Here is a 16,369-nt window from a genome sequence, read left to right as displayed (position 1 = left end):
TGCGTCCGAGGTGAAATCTGCTCGCTTTCCGGTGGTGGTGGTTGCGGTTGCCGGTGGTGGGGGCAGCACGCATGCTCTGCGGTGTTGTGGGATTTCCTCGATGTGGAGGGCGGTTGGAGATGGCTACCTGCGAGGTGTGCGGGAACGACTACTGGATGAGTTTCGAGGTGCGCACCGTGGGCGGTGGGGTGCACGTGTTCGACTCGTTCGAGTGCGCGGCGCAGCGGTTGGCTCCGCAGTGCGAGCACTGCGGGTGCCGGATCTTGGGTCATGGTGTGGAGGCGAGCGGGCGTTTCTTCTGCTGTGCGCACTGCGCGCGGCAGTCGGATGTGGCGGTGGCGGCTGAGTTGCGGGATGCGGTGGGGGCGCATCCGGTGTGATCGCTACCGGGCGTGGCGGGGCGTTCGTCCGTCGGAGTGTGACCGTCCGCTCCTTGTTGTGACCGTTCTGTTATGTCACGGTTGAAACACGCGGACGACCTGCGACGACATCCGGGGTGACGGGGATGAACTCGGCCGGATCAGTAGGTTTCTGCGGATCCGGGTGTTGACAACGAGCGGGAAGACCGTCAACTCCACATCAGTCCCAATGAAGCAGTATGGAGGTCGCCGTATGGCAAGCATGGTTCGCTGGCTGGGCGGTTTCTCGCGGGAGCTTTCACGCGCCCGCGCGACGATGCGCCGTCACCCCCGCTCGCAGGCCTTCACGCGTTTTCCGCGTGGGTGAGGTCCTGGTAGCGCACAACCGAACATGACTTCGCGTCTGCCGCGTCCCGGTTTCGGGGCGCGGCAGACGTCGTTTCGTGGTGCGGGTGCGAGGATGTGCGGGGCCGTCTGGCTTTGTGCTGCTGGGAAAGGGTTTTCGTGGGTCGGGATGAGGTGACCGGGCGGTTGCGGGCTGCCGGGTGCGTGTTCGCCGAAGATGAGGCGCAGCTGCTGTTCGGCGAGGCCGGCGGCGACGAGGTGCGGCTGGAGCGGATGCTCGCCGAGCGGGTGTCGGGGGTGCCGTTGGAGCAGGTCGTGGGGTGGGCGTGGTTCCGGGGTGCGCGGATCGTGGTGGCGCCTGGTGTTTTCGTGCCGCGACGCCGCACGGAGCATCTGGTGGAGCTGGCCTTGGAGGGCCTGGGTGCGGGTGATGTGGTGGTGGACGTGTGCTGCGGGTCGGGTGCGGTGGCCGCCTCGGTGCTGGCCGGCTGTCCGGATGCGGTGGTGTGGGCGGTGGATGTGGATGAGCGGGCCGTGGAGTGCGCTCGGGTGAACGTGGCGGGAGGCCGGGTGGCCGCGGGCGATCTGTTCTCGCCGTTGCCGTCGGAGCTTGCGGGCCGGGTTCGGGTGATCACGGCCAATGCGCCCTACGTGCCCAGCGGGCAGGTGGGATTGATGCCGCCGGAGGCGCGGGATTACGAGCCGCGGGTGGCCCTGGACGGCGGGGCGGATGGTCTTGCGGTGCAGGCGCGGGTGATCGCCGAGGCGCCGCGCTGGTTGGCGGCGGGTGGCGTGCTGCTGGTGGAGACCTCGCGGGAGCAGGCGGAGGGCACGGCGGAGTTGATGAGCGCGGCGGGTCTGGTGCCGCGGGTGTCGCGGTGCGAGGAGCTGGAGGCCACGGTGGTGCGCGGGTTGGTCGCCTAGGGGCCTGGTCCCCTGGTGGCGGTTGTGGTCCGAACCGTCCGGGCGAAGCGGATATCGATCATGGACGGTTCGGACGACAACCGTCCCAGGGTGAGTTCAGAGAGGGACCGGGTTCCGGCCTCACCGGGGACGGGTTGTTTCAGCCGAGGGCCTTGTGGTGCTTGGCCGCGAGGGCGAGGTATTGCTCGACGGAGAGCTTGAGGGCGGCTTGTTCGTCGTCGGTGAGCTCGCGGCGGACCTTGCCGGGGGTTCCGGCGACCAGGGAGCCCGGTGGGATGTCGGTGCCTTCCAGCACCACTGCCCCGGCGGCGACCAGCGAGCCGGCGCCGATGCGGGCGCCGTTGAGCACGACCGAGCCCATGCCGATGAGGCTGCCGGATTCCACGGTGCAGCCGTGCAGGACGGCGCGGTGCCCGACGGTGACCTCGGGGTGGATGTCGGCGGGGAATCCGGGGTCGGCGTGGATGACGCTGCCGTCCTGGATGTTGGTGGCCTCGCCGATGGTGATGGTCTCCTGGTCACCGCGCAGGACCGCGCCGTACCAGATGCTGGCGCGGGGTGCGATCGTCACGCGGCCGATGAGGCTGGTGCCAGGGGCGACGAAGGCGGCGGTGTCGATCTCGGGGGTGATGCCGTCGACGGTGACGGTCAGCGGCTCGTTCAACGGGGGGTCCTTTCGGTGCTGCGCTGGTCGGCGAGCCAGGCCAGCGCGACTTCGGTGTGTCCGTCCACTTTGTCCTCGATGCCGTCGAGGAAGCTGCGGTCGCCGTGGGTGGCGAGTTCGTCGAGGACGGCCACCGGGTCGCCGGTGTCGATGACCTCGAGCAGGTGGGAGTGGCGGGCCACGTCGCCGTCGAGGGTTTCGTGTTCCTCGCGGGCGCGGCGGTTGAGGGCCATCGACAGCATCAGCTGCAGTTGCAGCGAGCGGTAGGCCTCTTCGAGGCGGGCGTGGCCGGACAGGCCGACCACGGAGACGTGGAACTCGAAGGAGCGCTCGAGGTAGGCGGGCCGGTCGCCGCTGCCGGCGGCGGTGGTCATGTCCTGCAGCGCCTGGTGGCAGCGGGCGCGCCGGGCCGGGTCGGTGACCGGCACTCCCAGGCGGATGGCGAGGCGTTCGAACTCGGCGCGCAGGGTGCAGATCTCGTAGATGTCGTGCAGCGTCAGCGGGGTGACGATCACGCCCTTGCGGGGGACTTGGCGCACCAGTCCTTCGCGTTCGAGGACGCGCAGGGCTTCGCGCAGTGGTGGCCGGGAGATGCCGAGCTGACCGGTGAGCCGGTTCTCCACGATGCGCTGGCCGCAGAGCAGGTCGCCGCCGACGATCATGCGCCGGAGGGTGGCCGCGGCGAGTTCGACGAGGCTGGGCGGCCCGACGATGTGCGGGGCGCTGTTGGGGTTGTCCACGGATCCGGTCACGGTTCTCCTTCATCGCTCCCCGCGATCTTAATTGCCTCGGGTGGAGCAACCTGGTGCGTCGAGGTTGTCAGCCCATTGCTGACTGCTGTAGACAAAAGTCAGGTGATGCCGATCACGGTAGTCGCCGTGTCGCCCGGCGTGGTGGGAGGCGTGGATGAACACCCGATCAGAGTCAGCTCCGCTGGCCGGTGTGCGCGTGGTCGAGATCGGCGCGTTCATGGCGGCTCCCTACGCGGCGATGCAGCTGGCCGATCTCGGGGCCGACGTGGTGAAGGTGGAGAACCCCTCGGGTGGTGATCCGGTGCGCCAGACCGGGCCGTTCCTGCAGGGCCACTCCTCCCCCTTCGTGCGGCTCAACCGCAACAAGCGGTCCGTGGCGGTGGATCTCAAGACCGAGGAGGGCAAGGCGCTGCTGGCGCGGTTGCTGGGTACCGCCGACGTGCTCATCGAGAACCTGCGGCCGGGGGCGTTGCGGGCCTTGGGATTCGGGCCCGAGGTGGTGCGCGAGCAGTACCCGCAGCTGGTGTACGTGGCGGTGTCGGGGTGGGGCCAGGACGGGCCTCTGGCCTCGCAGCCGGGTTTGGACATCATGGCCCAGGCCCGGGCGGGGCTGATGAGCATCACCGGTGAGCCGGGCGGAGCTCCGGTCAAGGTCGGGGTTCCGGTGTGCGATCTGGTGTGCGGTCTGTACGCGGCGATGAGCGCGATGGCCGGGCTGCGGGCGCGTGAGCGCACCGGTGAGGGTCAGGTCGCCGACGTGTCGTTGTTCGAAGCGGGTGCGTCGCTGGCGGTGTGGGAGGCCGGGACGTTCTTCGCCACGGGTGCCAGCGGACGCAAGCACGGTTCGGCGCATCAGAACAGCGCCCCGTACCAGGCGGTGCGGTGCGCGGACGGGTGGGTGACGGTCGGGGCGACGACGCCGAAGACGTGGCCGGCGTTCTGCGAGGCGCTGGGGTTGGCGGAGTTGCTCGACGACGAGCGTTATGGCTCGTCCTACGACCGCTACCACCACCGGGACGAGCTGATCGCCGCGATCGAGCGCACCACCGGCGAGTGGTCCGCGGCGGCCGTGGTGGCGGTGCTGGTGGAGGCCGGGGTGCCGTGCGCGCCGATCGCCGAGACCGGTGAGGTGTTCACCGACGAGCACCTCACCGAGCGGGAGTTCTTCTGGGACGCCCCGCATCCGGAGCTGGGTGCGGTGCGTCAGATCGGCTCGCCCATGCGGTTGTCGGGGACTCCGCCTCAGCGGGTGTCGGCGGGGCCGGTGCTGGGTGCCGACACCGCGCAGGTGCTGGGCGAGCTGGGGGTGGGTGCCGAGGAGATCGCCGGGCTGGCGCGGGCGGGGGTCATCGCCGAGTCCTGAGGAGTCGTGCTGCCGCGAGCTCGAGGAGGAGTGATGCGTGCGTTAGCGCTGATCATGGTGGTGGCTGCGGTCTCGGGTGTGCTCTCCGGGTGCGGTGGCGGGTCCTCCGGGGAGGACGCTGCGGGTGCCGAACGCCCGGTCGGGCCGGTGACGATGGTGGTGCCCTTCGCCGCTGGGGGCGGTAGTGACATCGCCGGGCGCGCTGTGGCCGACGGGCTGGTGTCGGTCACCCCGGGTCTGTCGGTCAGCGTCGACAACCGCGAGGGCGGGCAGGGCGCGGTCGGCTACTCCTACCTGTTGGGCAAGACCGGTTCCCCGCAGTACCTGCTGGCCACCGAGACGTCGCTGCTGTCGCTGCCGGCATCGGTGGAGGTGGCCTTCTCGCACCGCTCGTTCACCCCGATCATGAAGGTCGGCGACGACTACACGATGCTGGTCGCCCGCCCGGATTCGCCGCTGCGCAGCTGTGCTGATGCGGTCGCTCAGGCCCGTCACCGGCGGTTGCTGGCGGCGATCTCGGGGGCGATGGGGCCGGATGCGGTGGTGTTCTCCCAGATCCGCGCCAAGACCGGTGCCGATGTGGACACCGTTCCCTACGAGGGCGGCGGTGAGTCGATGGCCGCGGTGCTCGGCGGCCAGGTCGAGGTGGCCTCGCTCAACCCCAGCGAGGTGATCGGGCAGCTGCGGGCCGGTGAGCTCAAGGCGCTGTGCGTGTTCGCCGATCAGCGCTACACCTACCCCGAGCTCGCCGGTGTTCCCACGTCGGTGGAGCAGGGCGTTCCGGTGGTGTTCGCGCAGTTTCGCGGGGTGATCGCCCCGGGCGGTCTCCACCCGCAGGCGCAGCGGTTCTGGGTGCAGGCCGCGCGTCGCTTCGCCGACTCCCCCGCCTACGACGACTACGTGGCCTCGGAGTTCCTTCAGCCGCGGCCGGCTTTCGGCGCGGAGTTCGGCGCGTACCTGGCCGGGGCGCAGGGCGAGGTGGAGCAGGTGGTGAGCCGGTGAGCACCGATCGAGCGCAGGTGTGGACGTGGATCGGCTTGGTGGTGCTGGGCGCGGGTGTGGCGATCTCGGCGCCGGTCTACGGGGTGTTCGGTGAGCAGGGCCGCATCGGGCCGGGTTTCGTGCCGTTGGCGGCGGGCGGGGTGCTGGCGCTTCTGTCCGGGGTGCTGTTGCACCGGCAGCTGCGCGACCCCGCCCCGGACGACGGTGGTGAGTCGGGCACCGACGATTTCGGGCGCACGGCGCGGCAGCGGTCGTGGATCCTGCGGCGGGTGTTCGTGCTGCTGCCGGTGACGGTCCTCGCGGTTCCCCTGCTGGGCATGGTGGTGGCGTTCGGGGCGCTGGTGCTGGTGATCTCGACCTGGCTGGAGGGCAGGCGCCCACTGCCCTCGGTGGGCTTCGCGGTGTCGGCGGCCGGCGGGATGTGGCTGATCTTCGCGGTGGTGCTCTCGGTGCCGCTGCCGACCGGGATCTTCGGGTTCTAGGGCGGGGAGGTGAGCTCGGTGCTGGAGAACCTGCTGCTGGGTGCGTCGACGGCGTTGACGCCGATGAACCTGCTGTGGTGCTTCGCCGGGGTCGTGCTGGGCACGGTGATCGGGTTGCTGCCCGGGATGGGGTCGGCCACGGGTGTGGCGATCCTGATCCCGCTGACGTTGACGGTGGAGCCGGTGACGGCGCTGATCCTGCTGGCCGGGATCTACTACGGCGCCCAGTACGGCGGCACGATCACCTCGGTGCTGCTGTCCACACCGGGTGAGGCCGCCAGCGTGGTGACCACGCTGGACGGGTACCAGATGGCGCGTCAGGGCCGGGCCGGTGCGGCGCTGGCGATCGCGGCGATCGGCTCGTTCGTGGCGGCGATCCTGTCGCTGGTGCTGCTGGCGGCGCTGGCCCCGCCGATCGCTCAGGTCGCGTTGCGGTTCGGGCCGCCGGAGAACCTGGCGGTGATGGTGCTGGCGCTGGTGACGATGGTGGTGCTCACGACCGGTTCCACGCTGCGCGCGGCAGCCATGGCGTGCGTGGGGGTGCTGATCGCGTGCGTGGGCATCGACGCCGGTACCGGGCAGGCCCGCTACACCTTCGGCAGCATCAACCTGCTCTCCGGCATCCCCTACGTGGAGGTCGTCATCGGGTTGTTCGCCGTGGGCGAGGTGCTGCACCAGATCCGGGTGGGCGGGGCGCGGCCGATCCGCGCCCGCTTCGCCGACCTGGTGATCCGGCGCTCCGACATCCGCGAGTCGGCCGGGGCGATCGGGAGGGGCAGCCTCATCGGTTTCGCCCTGGGCACGCTGCCCGGTGCCGGATCGACCCTGGCGTCGTTCCTGGCCTACGGGGTGGAGAAGCGGGTGTCGCGCAACCGCGCGCAGTTCGGCCGTGGCGCCATCCAGGGCGTCGCGGCACCCGAGAGCGCCAACAACGCCGCCGCCAACGCCAACTTCATCCCCACACTGACCCTCGGCATCCCCGGCGGGGCGACCACCGCGGTGCTGCTGGGGGCGTTGACCGTCTACGGCATCCAGCCGGGCCCGCTGCTGTTCACCGAGCAGCCCGAGCTCGTGTGGGGGCTGCTGGTGTCGTTCTTCATCGGCAACGTGATCCTGCTGGTGCTCAACCTGCCGCTGGCGCCGGTGTTCGCGCAGCTGCTGCGGGTGCCCTACGGGTTGCTCTACCCGATGATCCTGGTGACCAGCTTCGTGGGCGCGTTCGCCATCGACAACAACTTCTTCAGCGTCGTGCTGGTGTTGCTCTTCGGGTTCGTCGGCTACGGCATGAAGCGCCTCGACCTGCCGATGGCGCCGCTGGTGGTGGGCGTGGTCATCGGCGGGCTGATGGAGAAAGCGCTGGTGCAGTCCTCGGCGCTGCTGGACGGGAACATGTGGCTGATCTTCACCCAGCCGATCGCCGTGGTGATCGGGCTCGTGGCCGTGGCGATGCTGTCCGCACCGATGGTGGCCCGCCGCGCGGGCAGGAAGGAACACTCCGATGTCCGATGAACTGCTGGTGAGCGCCGACGGGCCCGTGCTGCGGGTGACGTTCAACCGCCCCGCCCAGCGCAACGCCATGAGCTGGGCGATGTACGACGGGCTGGTGTCGGCGATCGAACGCGCCGAGGCCGACCCGGACATCCGGGTGATGGTGTTGCGCGGTGCCGGGGACGAGGCGTTCGTGGCCGGCACCGACATCGCCCAGTTCGCCGAGTTCACCAGCGGTGAGGACGGGGTGGCCTACGAGCAGCGCATGGAAGCGGTGTTCGGGCGCCTGGAAGCCGCCACCGTGCCCACCGTGGCGGCGATCTCCGGGTTCTGCGTCGGGGCGGGCATCGCCCTGGCCGCGGCGTGCGATCTGCGGGTGTCGACGGCCACCGGCCGCTTCGGTGTGCCGGTGGCGCGCACCTTGGGCAACTGCCTGGCGATGAACACCTACTCGATGCTGGTGTTCCACCTCGGCCCGGCCCGCACCAAGGACCTCCTGCTGCGGGCACGTCTGCTGTCGGCCGAGGAGGCCCACGACGCGGGTTTCGTCACCGAGCTGTGCCAGGTCGGCGAGCTCGACGACGTGGTGCGCGCGATGACCGACCGGCTGGCCGGGCACGCCCCCTTGACGATGTGGGCCGGCAAGGAGGCGGTGCGCCGGTTGCGGTTGGCCACCATGCCCGAGGGCGACGATCTGGTGCGCACCGTGTTCGGCAGCGACGACTTCCACCACGGTGTGCGGGCCTTCCTGGACAAGACCCCGCACACCTGGACCGGCCGTTAGATCTCCTCGGCTTCCTGCTCGGTGATCTCGGTGAGGGTGTCGGTCAGCAGCAGCCACCGGGTGGGTTCGATCTCGCGCAGGAACTCCACGTCGTGACCGGCCACGATCAGCGCCCCCTCGAAAGAGCGCAGGGCCGAGGCCAGTTGTGCGGTGGCGTCGAGGTCGAGGTTGTTGGTGGGTTCGTCGAGCATCAGCAGCTGCGGGGCGGGTTCGGCCAGCAGCACCGCGGCCAGACTCGCCCGCAATGCTTGGCCACCGGAGAGCGTGCCCGCCTGCTGCTGGGCGCGGTCACCGGTGAACAGCAGCCGCGCCAGGTGCGCCCGCACCTCGTTGTGCTCGAGACCCGGTGCGGCACGGGCCAGGTTGCCGGCCACGCTCAACCCGGGATCCAGGACGTCCAGGCGCTGCGGCATCAACCGAGCCGTCACCGGCACCGCCACCTGCCCTTCCAGCGGCGACACGGTTCCCTCCAGCACGCGCAGCAGGGTGGTCTTGCCGGTGCCGTTGCCGCCCAGCAGCGCGATGCGTTGCGGCCCGTGCACCTCCAGATCGACCCTGGCGCCCGAGTGCGGCAGCACCACCTCGCTCACCCGTGCCACGTCGCGGCCGGCGGGCACCCGTGTGGCGGGCAGTTCCAGGCGCAGGCGTTCGTCACTGCGCACCGCCTGCTGCGCGTCGCGGCGCTTGTCGCGGGCTGCCTGCAGGCGTTCCTGCTGCACCCCGGTGAGCTTGCCCGCCGACTCCTGCGCGGCGCGCTGGCGGGCACCGGCGAGGATCTTGGGCATGTTGTCGGCGGCCTTGGCGCCCTGGCGTTTGCGGCGGGACAGCTTCACCTGGGTCTCGGCCAGTTCCCGCTGCTGGCGGCGCTCGTCGGCCTCGGCGGCGCGCAGGTCGCGTTCGGCCGCGGCCTGCTGGGTGGCCACCGCCTGCTCGTAGGAGGAGAACCCGCCGCCGTAGAAGGTGATCTCCCCGGCCCGCAGTTCGGCGATGCGGTCGAGGTCGTCGAGCAGTTCGCGGTCGTGCGAGACCACGATCAGCGTTCCGTGCCGCCATCCGCGCACCGCTTCGCGCAGCCGGTGGCGGGCCTGGCGGTCGAGGTTGTTGGTGGGTTCGTCCAGCAGCAGCACCTGGGGGCGGGCCAGCATCAGCGCTGCGAGGTGCAGCAGCACCGTCTGCCCACCGGAGAGCTCCTCGACGCGCCGGTGCAGCCCGATGCCCTCGAGTCCGAGCCCGGAGAGCAGGGCGTGGGCGCGTTGTTCGACGTCCCAGTCCTGGCCGAGGGTGTCCCAGTGCTCCTCGGTGGCCTCGCCGGCTTCGATGGCCGCCAGTGCCCGCAGCTTCGCGTCGATGCCCAGTGCTTCGGCCACCCGCACGTGCACGCGGGTGGTGATGGTCTGCGGCAGGTAGGCGGGTGCGGCGGGCATGCTGATCGACCCGGCCGTGGGCCTCAGGTGGCCGGCCAGCAGCCGCAGCAGAGTGGTCTTGCCGGTGCCGTTGCCGCCGATGAGACCGGTGGTCCCGGTGGGGAAACCGGCGTTGAGGCCGGTGAACGCGCTGCCACCATCAGGCCAGGTGAACGTGAGATCACTGCAGGTGACCGTCGTGGGTGCGGGTGAGGACATGCGGGGTCTCGCCTTCGCCGTGCAACAAGGGGAAACAACGTGTGCGGCGAGCACCACGCGGCGAGGTTCCTGCGAGAAGCACCGGCCTGCGCTGGTGTCCCGGTCACCGAGGTCGCATCCACGCACACCCGGCCTCCACAACCCGTTCGCGCAGTGCGGGGTTGGGCGGGTGTCTCGCGTGGTGATCGCGGACCTCAGTCGAGCAACGGGCACCTCTCTCGGCGGCGGCAGGACCTCACGGATGCTACCGGCACCCCCACGGGGACCGCAGCCGAATTTCTCAGCACATCCCGGCCAGCGCCGACACGGTCTTCCAGTTGCGGCAGGTCACCGGGGTGCCCAGATGACGTTGCAGCGTCGCGGTGGTCAGCTTCGACACGCCCACCCCCTGCGGGTAGTGCAGGAACACCTCGCCGTCGCGGGCCAGCGCCGACTCGCCACCCGGTGCCGCCAGGCCGCGAAGCTGCTGGGGCGTCACCGGAGCGAGGGGGAAGGCCACCTGCAGCTTCGTGTGCTCCACCCCGGCTGCGGTGAAGGGATGCCCGGCCTCGGCCACCGCCCGCACCTGCGCGCCGGTGCGCACCATGACCTCGGTGTTCACCCCGTCGGCGGCCAGCGCTTCCCGCAACGACGCGGCCACCTGGCCCGCGTCCTCGATCGGGGTGGTGAACACGGCGTTGCCGCTCTGCAGGTAGGTGCGCGCGTGGGCGTAGCCCAGTTCGCCGATCAGCTCCCGCAGCCGCGCCATCGGCAGCCGCGCGTGCGAACCGAGGTTGACCGCGCGCAACAACGCCACGTAGGTGCCCACACCAGCAGATCCTGCCCGGTCGCCGGCGCCGTCGGCTAGTGGGAGGCCAGTTGGAGGGCCTCTTCGACCGTGTCGGCCTGTTCGAACAGCGCCGAGAGGCCGGTCAGCTCCAGCAGCCTGCGCACCGGCCCGGTGCCCGGCACCACCAGCAGCTGCACCTCGCGGCGGCCGGCGGCGTTGTAGGCCAGCATCAGCAGCTCCAGCGCCGCGCTGCTGGCGAACCCGACCTGCGAGAGGTCGACGATCGCTGTCCGCAGGCGTGCGGCGGTCAGCCGCTGGCGGACGATCTCGGTGATGCGCGGCAGGCTGGCCATGTCGACCTCACCGCCGACGCTCACCAGCACCAGCCCCCGCCAGGGCCACTGCACGCGCACGGTTAACTCCGTGCGGCGGGCACCGGCGCTGAGGGCGGGATCGGCGGCGGCCCGCGGAGCGACGATGTCGCCGTCCCCGCGGGAGGCCTCTGCGGGCATGGATCTGGAGACGATCACGCTACCCCCTATCGTGGGCGAACTCAGGTGTCTGGCGCACGCGCGCACCGCGTCGAGCAACCGCCGCTGAGCTGGGAAGATCGCGTCCCGCCGACGGGCAGGGGACGCTGCAACCACCGTAGGAGCCACCACCACCGCACAACAAGCACTGCCACTTTCGTGTGAGACCGGGGGTCAGTGCAGGGCGGTGTCGAGGAAGTCGGCGATGAGCGACCACGTCGCCGGTGCGCCGCCGGCAACACCACCACCTGCCGCGTGGTGGACCTGGCGGGGCGTGAAGTCGCGGGTCTCGTCGAGGTAGTCGTGCTCGTGCACCCGCCCGCTCATCTCGTAGAGCGTCGCGGGCACCCCCGCGGCCTCCAGCGCGCGCAGCAGCAACGCGCTCTGGTGGAAGGGCACCAGCGGATCGCTCGTGCCGTGCAGGATCAGCCACGGCGGGCCACCCCGGCGCACCCACCGCGACGGGTCCGCCTCGGCGACCCGCTCGGGCACCGTCTGGATCTCCGCGCCGATCAACCGCGACTCCGGCGAAGCGGCGTCGTCGTGCCCGCGGCTGCCACCGGTGATCCCGCTGAACCGCTCGATCGACCCCTCGGGCGTGTGCCCGTCCATGAGCAGGAAATCCGTCGGCCCGTACAGGTCGACCACCGCCTGCACCTCGCTGGAAACCCCGGCGGGTCCCAGATCGCCCTCCAGGGCCACCACACCCGCGGTGGCGCCGAGCATGCTGGCCAGCCAGCCACCCGAGGAGTTGCCCATCACCGCGATGCGCTCACCGTCGAGGCCGTAGCGCTGGGCGTGGGCCCGCAACCACCGCACCGCCGCCTTGCCGTCGTGCACCTGGGCGGGAAAGCGCGCCTGCTCGCTGGAACGCACGGCCACCGCCGCCACCGCGTAACCCCGGGCGCACAACGCTCGCGCCACCCGCTCACCACCGGTGTTGCCGTTGTCGGCCAGCCACGCCGAACCCGCGCTCCACACCACCACCGGACACGGGCCCGTCGCCTCGGCCGGCATGTAGAGATCCATGCGGTGGGCGTTGCCGATCCGGGGCGCATAGCCCAGCTCCCGCATCACCACGTACGGCTGTCCGCCGCCCGCGCGCGGCGCGGCGAGCATCCCCCACAGCCCCGCCGCACCGGCCGCCACGCTCAGCCAACCCAGCCGCACCCGCCACCACCTCCACGCCGGAAACGATCAAGAACCCACCATGCCAAGATCGAACCCGCCTGGGAAGACGATCACCCGAACGCACCCGAGCGCTGGGCGGGAAGTGGCGAGTTCTCGCCGGGCGCGGCATGCCTGCCGCCCGCCACCGGCCGCCACACCTGCCCCACCGACAACCGCAACTGCCCGTCGCCGGCGTCCACGGTGACCTCATCACCGGCGGCGGCCTCACCGGCCAGCACCATCCGGGCCAGCCGCGTGTCGAGCTCTCGGGAGATCACCCGCCGCAACGGCCGCGCACCGAACTCCGGCTGGTGCCCGCGCTCGACCAGCCAGTCCAAGCCCGCCTCGGTCACCGACAGCCGCATGCCCTTGGCCTCCAGCTGCGCGCGGGTGCGCTCCAGCAGCAGGTGCCCGATGCGGCGCAGCTGCTCGGCGCCCAGCGGCTGGAACACCACCACGTCATCGATGCGGTTGATGAACTCCGGCCGGAAGAACCCGCGCAGCTCCTCCAGCACCACCACCGCCGAGGACGCCGCGTCCGCACCGGAATCCAGGATGCGGTCGGCCCCCAGGTTGGAGGTCATGATGACCACCACGTTGCGGAAATCCACCAGCCTGCCCTGCGAGTCGGTCAACCGGCCGGCATCCAGCACCTGCAGCAACGTGTTGAACACATCCGGGTGCGCCTTCTCCACCTCGTCGAGCAGCACCACCGAGTACGGCTGGCGGCGCACCCGGTCGGTCAACTGCCCCGACTCGCCGTAACCGACGTAGCCGGGAGGCGCACCGATCAACCGCGACACCGAGTGCTTCTCCTGGAACTCCCCCATGTCCAGCCGCAGCAACCGGCCCGGATCCCCGAACAAGGCCTGCGCCAGAGCGCGCGCGAGCTCGGTCTTGCCGACACCGGTGGGCCCCAGGAACAGGAAGTTGCCGATCGGCCGCTCCGGATCGGCCAGCCCCACACGCGCGCGGCGCACCGCCTCGGCCACCGCCAGCACCGCCGCGTCCTGGCCCACGACCTTGGCCCGCAGCTGCTCCTCCAGCGCCAGCAGCCGCGACACGTCCTCGGCGCTGACATCGGCGACCGGGATGCCGGTGCGGGTGGCCACCACATCGGCCACGTCATCAGCCACCACGGTGGGTTCGAACACCGACGCCGAACGCACCTGCCCGCCGCGCCGCAACCGCACCCGGCTGCACGCCTGGTCCAGCAGATCCACCGCCTTGTCCGGCAGGAACCGGTCGGCGATGTAGCGCTGCGACAACTCCGCCGCCGCCCGCAACGCCGCCTCGTCGATGCGCACCCGATGATGCGACTGGTAGCGCTCCCGCAAACCCCGCAGCACCACCACCGTGTCGTCCACCGACGGCTCGTCGACCATGATCGGCGCGAAACGCCGCTCCAGCGCCGGATCCTTCTCGACGTGCTTGCGGTACTCCTCGACGGTGGTGGCACCCACCAGGCGCACCTCGCCGCGAGCCAGCACGGGTTTGAGCATCGTTCCCGCGTCCATCGAGCCCTCACCGGCCCCGGCACCGACGATGCTGTGCAACTCGTCGATGAACACCAGCACGCTGTCGCGGTTGGCGCGGATCTCGGTGAGCACGTCGCGGAACCGCGACTCGAACTCGCCCCGGTACTTCGCCCCGGCCACCATGCCCGCCAGATCCAGCGACACCACCCGCAGATCCGCCAGCGACCACGGCACCTCACCGGCCACGATCCGCCGCGCCAAGCCCTCCACGATCGCCGTCTTGCCCACGCCCGGGTCACCCACGAACACCGGGTTGTTCTTCGAACGGCGGCCCAGCACCTCCACGGCCTGCTCGATCACCTCGTCGCGGCCCACCACCGGATCGAGCTTGCCCGCCCGCGCCAGCTCGGTCAGATCCATCCCGAACTCGTCCAGCCGCGGCGTCAAGCTCAGCACGCTGCGGCCACCGCCGCCCTCACCGAGCTCGATGGCCCGCGCCAACGCCCGCCCGGCCACCGAATCAGCATCGGCGGCCAAACCCAGCACCACGTGCCGCGCGCCCACCACGTCCGCGTTCTCCGACAGCGCCTGCCGGTAGGCCCCCAGCAGCGCCCGCCGCGCGGCGGGCGCCAGCACCGGCGACCCCTGCAGCAGCGGCTCCTGCACGGCGATCACCGCCGAACGCACCGCCTCGGCCAGCTCACCCACCCGCACGCCCGAGGAGGTCAGCAGCGCCGCTGTGGCCGGAACCTGCGTCACCGCCCACAGCAGATGAGCACTGTCCAGCTCCCGCGAACCCCAGTCCACAGTGGCCCGAACGGCCTTGGACACCACCTCGTGCGCCTGCTCGTCGAGCAGCGTGCTCAACGCGGCCGACTGCGCCGCCGACTCACCCGAGCCGGCGAGCACATCGCGAAACAGCGAATCGAAGGCGGCAGAGGAGTCTCCGGCACTGCCGCGATCCAACCGGGACACCTCCACACACGACGACCACCACCCGCCGCACACCCGTGAACTCCGGCAACGGCGGGCGATGACGAATCTCCAGCGGCGAGCACCGATCCCGCCCGGCACCGCAGCCTCGACCGGCGAGAACGACCCACCGGGATGCCCGGCGCCCCCTCGGCGTCGCCCGCAAAACCCCTGCGCACGGTTCCCCGACCGCGCCGGAGGACCGGCGCGGACCGCGCGTGATCATTGTGGCACGGCGATGCCGCGCACCCCCTCAGCGGGTGCGCGGCACTCAGCTCGCGCGCTGTTGCGCCTGCTCTATGGCATCGGCCAGCCGCGACAGCTCCTTGCCGATGTGCGACAGGCGCTCGGACATCACGCTGGCGTGGCCCGACAGCGGCCCGACGTGACCGGCCGCGCGCAGCCACTCGGTGACCCCCGACAGGCCACCCGACATGCCCTCCACGGTCAGCGAGAAACCACGCATGACCTTCTCGATCTCCTCGACGCTGTGCGCCACACCCGGATCGCGCAGCCGCTCACCCAGCGCCACAGTCGCCTCACCGACCTGACGGGCGACCTCCGAGGAGTAACCCGACTCGCCACCCGCGTCCTCGCCGCGTCTGCCCGAGCGACGCGACGGCGGGCCGTGCTTTCCCGCCTGTGACGACGAGTGGTCGGAATGTCCAGCGGCAGTCATAGCGAACCAATCAACCCGAATCCAATACCAACTCCACCCCGACCACCACACACCCGGCGATCCGGCACGGGCTGTGCCGGATCCCGGCTTGTCGCAGCACAGGAGTAGGTGCGGAGAGGTTAGCGCGTCGACGCCGGGTGTGGTGAAGGCGATGCGCAAGCATTATCTTCACGCCCCGCTGAGCCCACCCCGGCCACCCCTCAGCCCGCTCGGTGCCACCAGCGAAGATCACCCACCGCGCCCGCCGCTGCGCGCACCGTGAAGGACTCAGCCGGCCTCGCCGAGCTCCCCCAGCAGTGCGTTGATCTCCGCATCACCGGTGGCGGCGAAATCCCGGTACCACTGGCCGACCGCGGCGAAGCGCACCGGCTGCAGCACGCACACCACCACATCGGCCTCCCCGCGCAGTGCCTTCACCGACTCCGGCGAACCCACCGGAACGGCCAGCACCAGGTGCCGCGGACCCGACTCGGCCAGCATCCGCAGCGCCGCCCGCGCCGTGGCTCCGGTGGCCAGCCCGTCATCGACCAGCACCGCGTCCCGGCCCTCCAGCGCCACCGGCGCACCGCGGTAGAGATCCTCGCGGCGCGCGGCCTCCGCCCGCTCCCGCTCGCACGCCCCGGCCAGATCCTGCTCGTCGAGACCGAAGGACCGCACCAAGGCGTGGTCGTAGCTGGGCGGACCGTGCGCGGTCACCGCACCCAGGGCCAGCTCGGGCTGACCCGGGGCGCCGATCTTGCGCGCCACGCACACCCGCAGCGCGGCGCCCAGCTCGCGAGCCACCTCCGCGGCCACCGGCACGCCACCGCGCGCCAGCCCGAACACCACCGGGTCGACCAGGTCGAGGCCGTGCAGATGACCGGCCAGGACCTGACCGGCGTCGGCGCGGTCGGCGTACCCGGTCGCGCCGGGGTGCCGTGATCGCATTCGAGGCATCAGCGCGCCTCCCACCACATCGGGGCCACCCCAGGTTTGCCCACCCCGGT

At 71.1% G+C, this 16,369-nt stretch carries 16 protein-coding genes; 7 read left to right on the top strand and 9 right to left on the bottom strand.

Annotated elements, in window-relative coordinates; genetic code table 11:
* Positions 1-119 precede the first annotated feature (119 nt).
* Together FHU35_RS29915 and FHU35_RS13485 are read left to right on the top strand one after the other, a co-directional pair.
* Positions 120-380: a Prokaryotic metallothionein gene (locus FHU35_RS29915; protein WP_145739178.1), complete on the top strand. Its 261-nt coding sequence runs from the start codon at positions 120-122 to the stop codon at positions 378-380.
* A gap of 483 nt (positions 381-863) precedes the next feature.
* Positions 864-1,628 carry a putative protein N(5)-glutamine methyltransferase gene (locus FHU35_RS13485; protein WP_222429362.1) on the top strand — a complete coding sequence of 255 codons (765 nt, stop codon included), beginning with the start codon at positions 864-866 and terminating at the stop codon, positions 1,626-1,628.
* Between the two features lie 139 nt (positions 1,629-1,767).
* On the opposite strand, the gene FHU35_RS13480 is transcribed toward FHU35_RS13485, so the two are convergent.
* Positions 1,768-2,292 (bottom strand): gamma carbonic anhydrase family protein, encoded by a 525-nt coding sequence (locus FHU35_RS13480; protein ID WP_145739176.1) that lies wholly within the window; start codon positions 2,290-2,292, stop codon positions 1,768-1,770.
* The gene (locus FHU35_RS13475; protein WP_246110278.1) at positions 2,289-3,044 is read right to left on the bottom strand and encodes a GntR family transcriptional regulator; all 756 of its coding nucleotides are present in this window, start codon (positions 3,042-3,044) and stop codon (positions 2,289-2,291) included. Before FHU35_RS13475 ends, FHU35_RS13480 begins: the two co-directional genes overlap by 4 nt.
* Positions 3,045-3,198: 154 nt before the next feature.
* Here FHU35_RS13475 and FHU35_RS13470 point away from each other — a divergent pair, with 154 nt between their 5' ends.
* From FHU35_RS13470 to FHU35_RS13450, 5 genes are read left to right on the top strand one after another with little or no spacing between them, the layout of a single operon-like run.
* A complete protein-coding gene (locus FHU35_RS13470) occupies positions 3,199-4,407 on the top strand; it encodes a CaiB/BaiF CoA transferase family protein (RefSeq protein WP_145739174.1) in 1,209 nt (402 codons plus the stop codon).
* Positions 4,408-4,440: 33 nt separating this feature from the next.
* Entirely contained in the window at positions 4,441-5,409 is a 969-nt protein-coding gene (locus tag FHU35_RS13465; protein WP_145739172.1) for a tripartite tricarboxylate transporter substrate binding protein, read from the top strand.
* Positions 5,406-5,891 carry a tripartite tricarboxylate transporter TctB family protein gene (locus FHU35_RS13460; protein WP_145739170.1) on the top strand — a complete coding sequence of 162 codons (486 nt, stop codon included), beginning with the start codon at positions 5,406-5,408 and terminating at the stop codon, positions 5,889-5,891. Before FHU35_RS13465 ends, FHU35_RS13460 begins: the two co-directional genes overlap by 4 nt.
* A gap of 18 nt (positions 5,892-5,909) precedes the next feature.
* Complete coding sequence (locus FHU35_RS13455) at positions 5,910-7,400, top strand: tripartite tricarboxylate transporter permease (protein WP_145739168.1); 1,491 nt, start codon at positions 5,910-5,912, stop codon at positions 7,398-7,400.
* Positions 7,390-8,163, top strand: a complete 774-nt coding sequence (locus FHU35_RS13450; RefSeq protein ID WP_145739166.1) for an enoyl-CoA hydratase/isomerase family protein — start codon at positions 7,390-7,392, stop codon at positions 8,161-8,163. Before FHU35_RS13455 ends, FHU35_RS13450 begins: the two co-directional genes overlap by 11 nt.
* Here FHU35_RS13450 and FHU35_RS13445 read toward each other — a convergent pair.
* From FHU35_RS13445 to FHU35_RS13415, 7 genes are all read right to left on the bottom strand, one after another.
* The gene (locus FHU35_RS13445; RefSeq protein ID WP_145739164.1) at positions 8,160-9,785 is read right to left on the bottom strand and encodes an ABC-F family ATP-binding cassette domain-containing protein; all 1,626 of its coding nucleotides are present in this window, start codon (positions 9,783-9,785) and stop codon (positions 8,160-8,162) included. The genes FHU35_RS13450 and FHU35_RS13445 overlap by 4 nt on opposite strands.
* Positions 9,786-10,065: 280 nt before the next feature.
* Complete coding sequence (locus FHU35_RS13440; protein WP_145739162.1) at positions 10,066-10,593, bottom strand: DUF1697 domain-containing protein; 528 nt, start codon at positions 10,591-10,593, stop codon at positions 10,066-10,068.
* Positions 10,594-10,628: 35 nt separating this feature from the next.
* On the bottom strand, positions 10,629-11,084 hold the full coding sequence (locus FHU35_RS13435) for an STAS domain-containing protein (RefSeq protein ID WP_246110277.1): 456 nt from the start codon (positions 11,082-11,084) through the stop codon (positions 10,629-10,631).
* Between the two features lie 174 nt (positions 11,085-11,258).
* Positions 11,259-12,254, bottom strand: a complete 996-nt coding sequence (locus tag FHU35_RS13430) for an alpha/beta hydrolase (protein ID WP_145739160.1) — start codon at positions 12,252-12,254, stop codon at positions 11,259-11,261.
* A gap of 71 nt (positions 12,255-12,325) precedes the next feature.
* A complete protein-coding gene (locus FHU35_RS30185) occupies positions 12,326-14,698 on the bottom strand; it encodes an ATP-dependent Clp protease ATP-binding subunit (protein ID WP_145739158.1) in 2,373 nt (790 codons plus the stop codon).
* Positions 14,699-14,975: 277 nt separating this feature from the next.
* Positions 14,976-15,383 carry a hypothetical protein gene (locus FHU35_RS13420; RefSeq protein WP_145739155.1) on the bottom strand — a complete coding sequence of 136 codons (408 nt, stop codon included), beginning with the start codon at positions 15,381-15,383 and terminating at the stop codon, positions 14,976-14,978.
* A 267-nt stretch (positions 15,384-15,650) separates the two neighbouring features.
* The gene (locus tag FHU35_RS13415) at positions 15,651-16,319 is read right to left on the bottom strand and encodes a phosphoribosyltransferase (RefSeq protein WP_145739153.1); all 669 of its coding nucleotides are present in this window, start codon (positions 16,317-16,319) and stop codon (positions 15,651-15,653) included.
* Positions 16,320-16,369 lie beyond the last annotated feature (50 nt).

Source organism: Saccharopolyspora dendranthemae, from assembly GCF_007829955.1.
GTDB lineage: Bacteria > Actinomycetota > Actinomycetes > Mycobacteriales > Pseudonocardiaceae > Saccharopolyspora > Saccharopolyspora dendranthemae.
The sequence above is the reverse complement of the archived record's forward strand: the minus strand, read 5'-3'. Positions and strand labels throughout refer to the sequence as shown.

Bases quoted from the DNA above. Each gene is read 5' to 3' on its own strand.
- FHU35_RS29915 (WP_145739178.1), top strand. From the start codon at position 120: ATGGCTACCTGCGAGGTGTGCGGGAACGACTACTGGATGAGTTTCGAG.
- FHU35_RS13470 (WP_145739174.1), top strand. From the start codon at position 3,199: ATGAACACCCGATCAGAGTCAGCTCCGCTGGCCGGTGTGCGCGTGGTC.
- FHU35_RS13465 (WP_145739172.1), top strand. From the start codon at position 4,441: ATGCGTGCGTTAGCGCTGATCATGGTGGTGGCTGCGGTCTCGGGTGTG.
- FHU35_RS13450 (WP_145739166.1), top strand. From the start codon at position 7,390: ATGTCCGATGAACTGCTGGTGAGCGCCGACGGGCCCGTGCTGCGGGTG.
- FHU35_RS13445 (WP_145739164.1), bottom strand. From the start codon at position 9,785: ATGTCCTCACCCGCACCCACGACGGTCACCTGCAGTGATCTCACGTTC.
- FHU35_RS13420 (WP_145739155.1), bottom strand. From the start codon at position 15,383: ATGACTGCCGCTGGACATTCCGACCACTCGTCGTCACAGGCGGGAAAG.
- FHU35_RS13415 (WP_145739153.1), bottom strand. From the start codon at position 16,319: ATGCCTCGAATGCGATCACGGCACCCCGGCGCGACCGGGTACGCCGAC.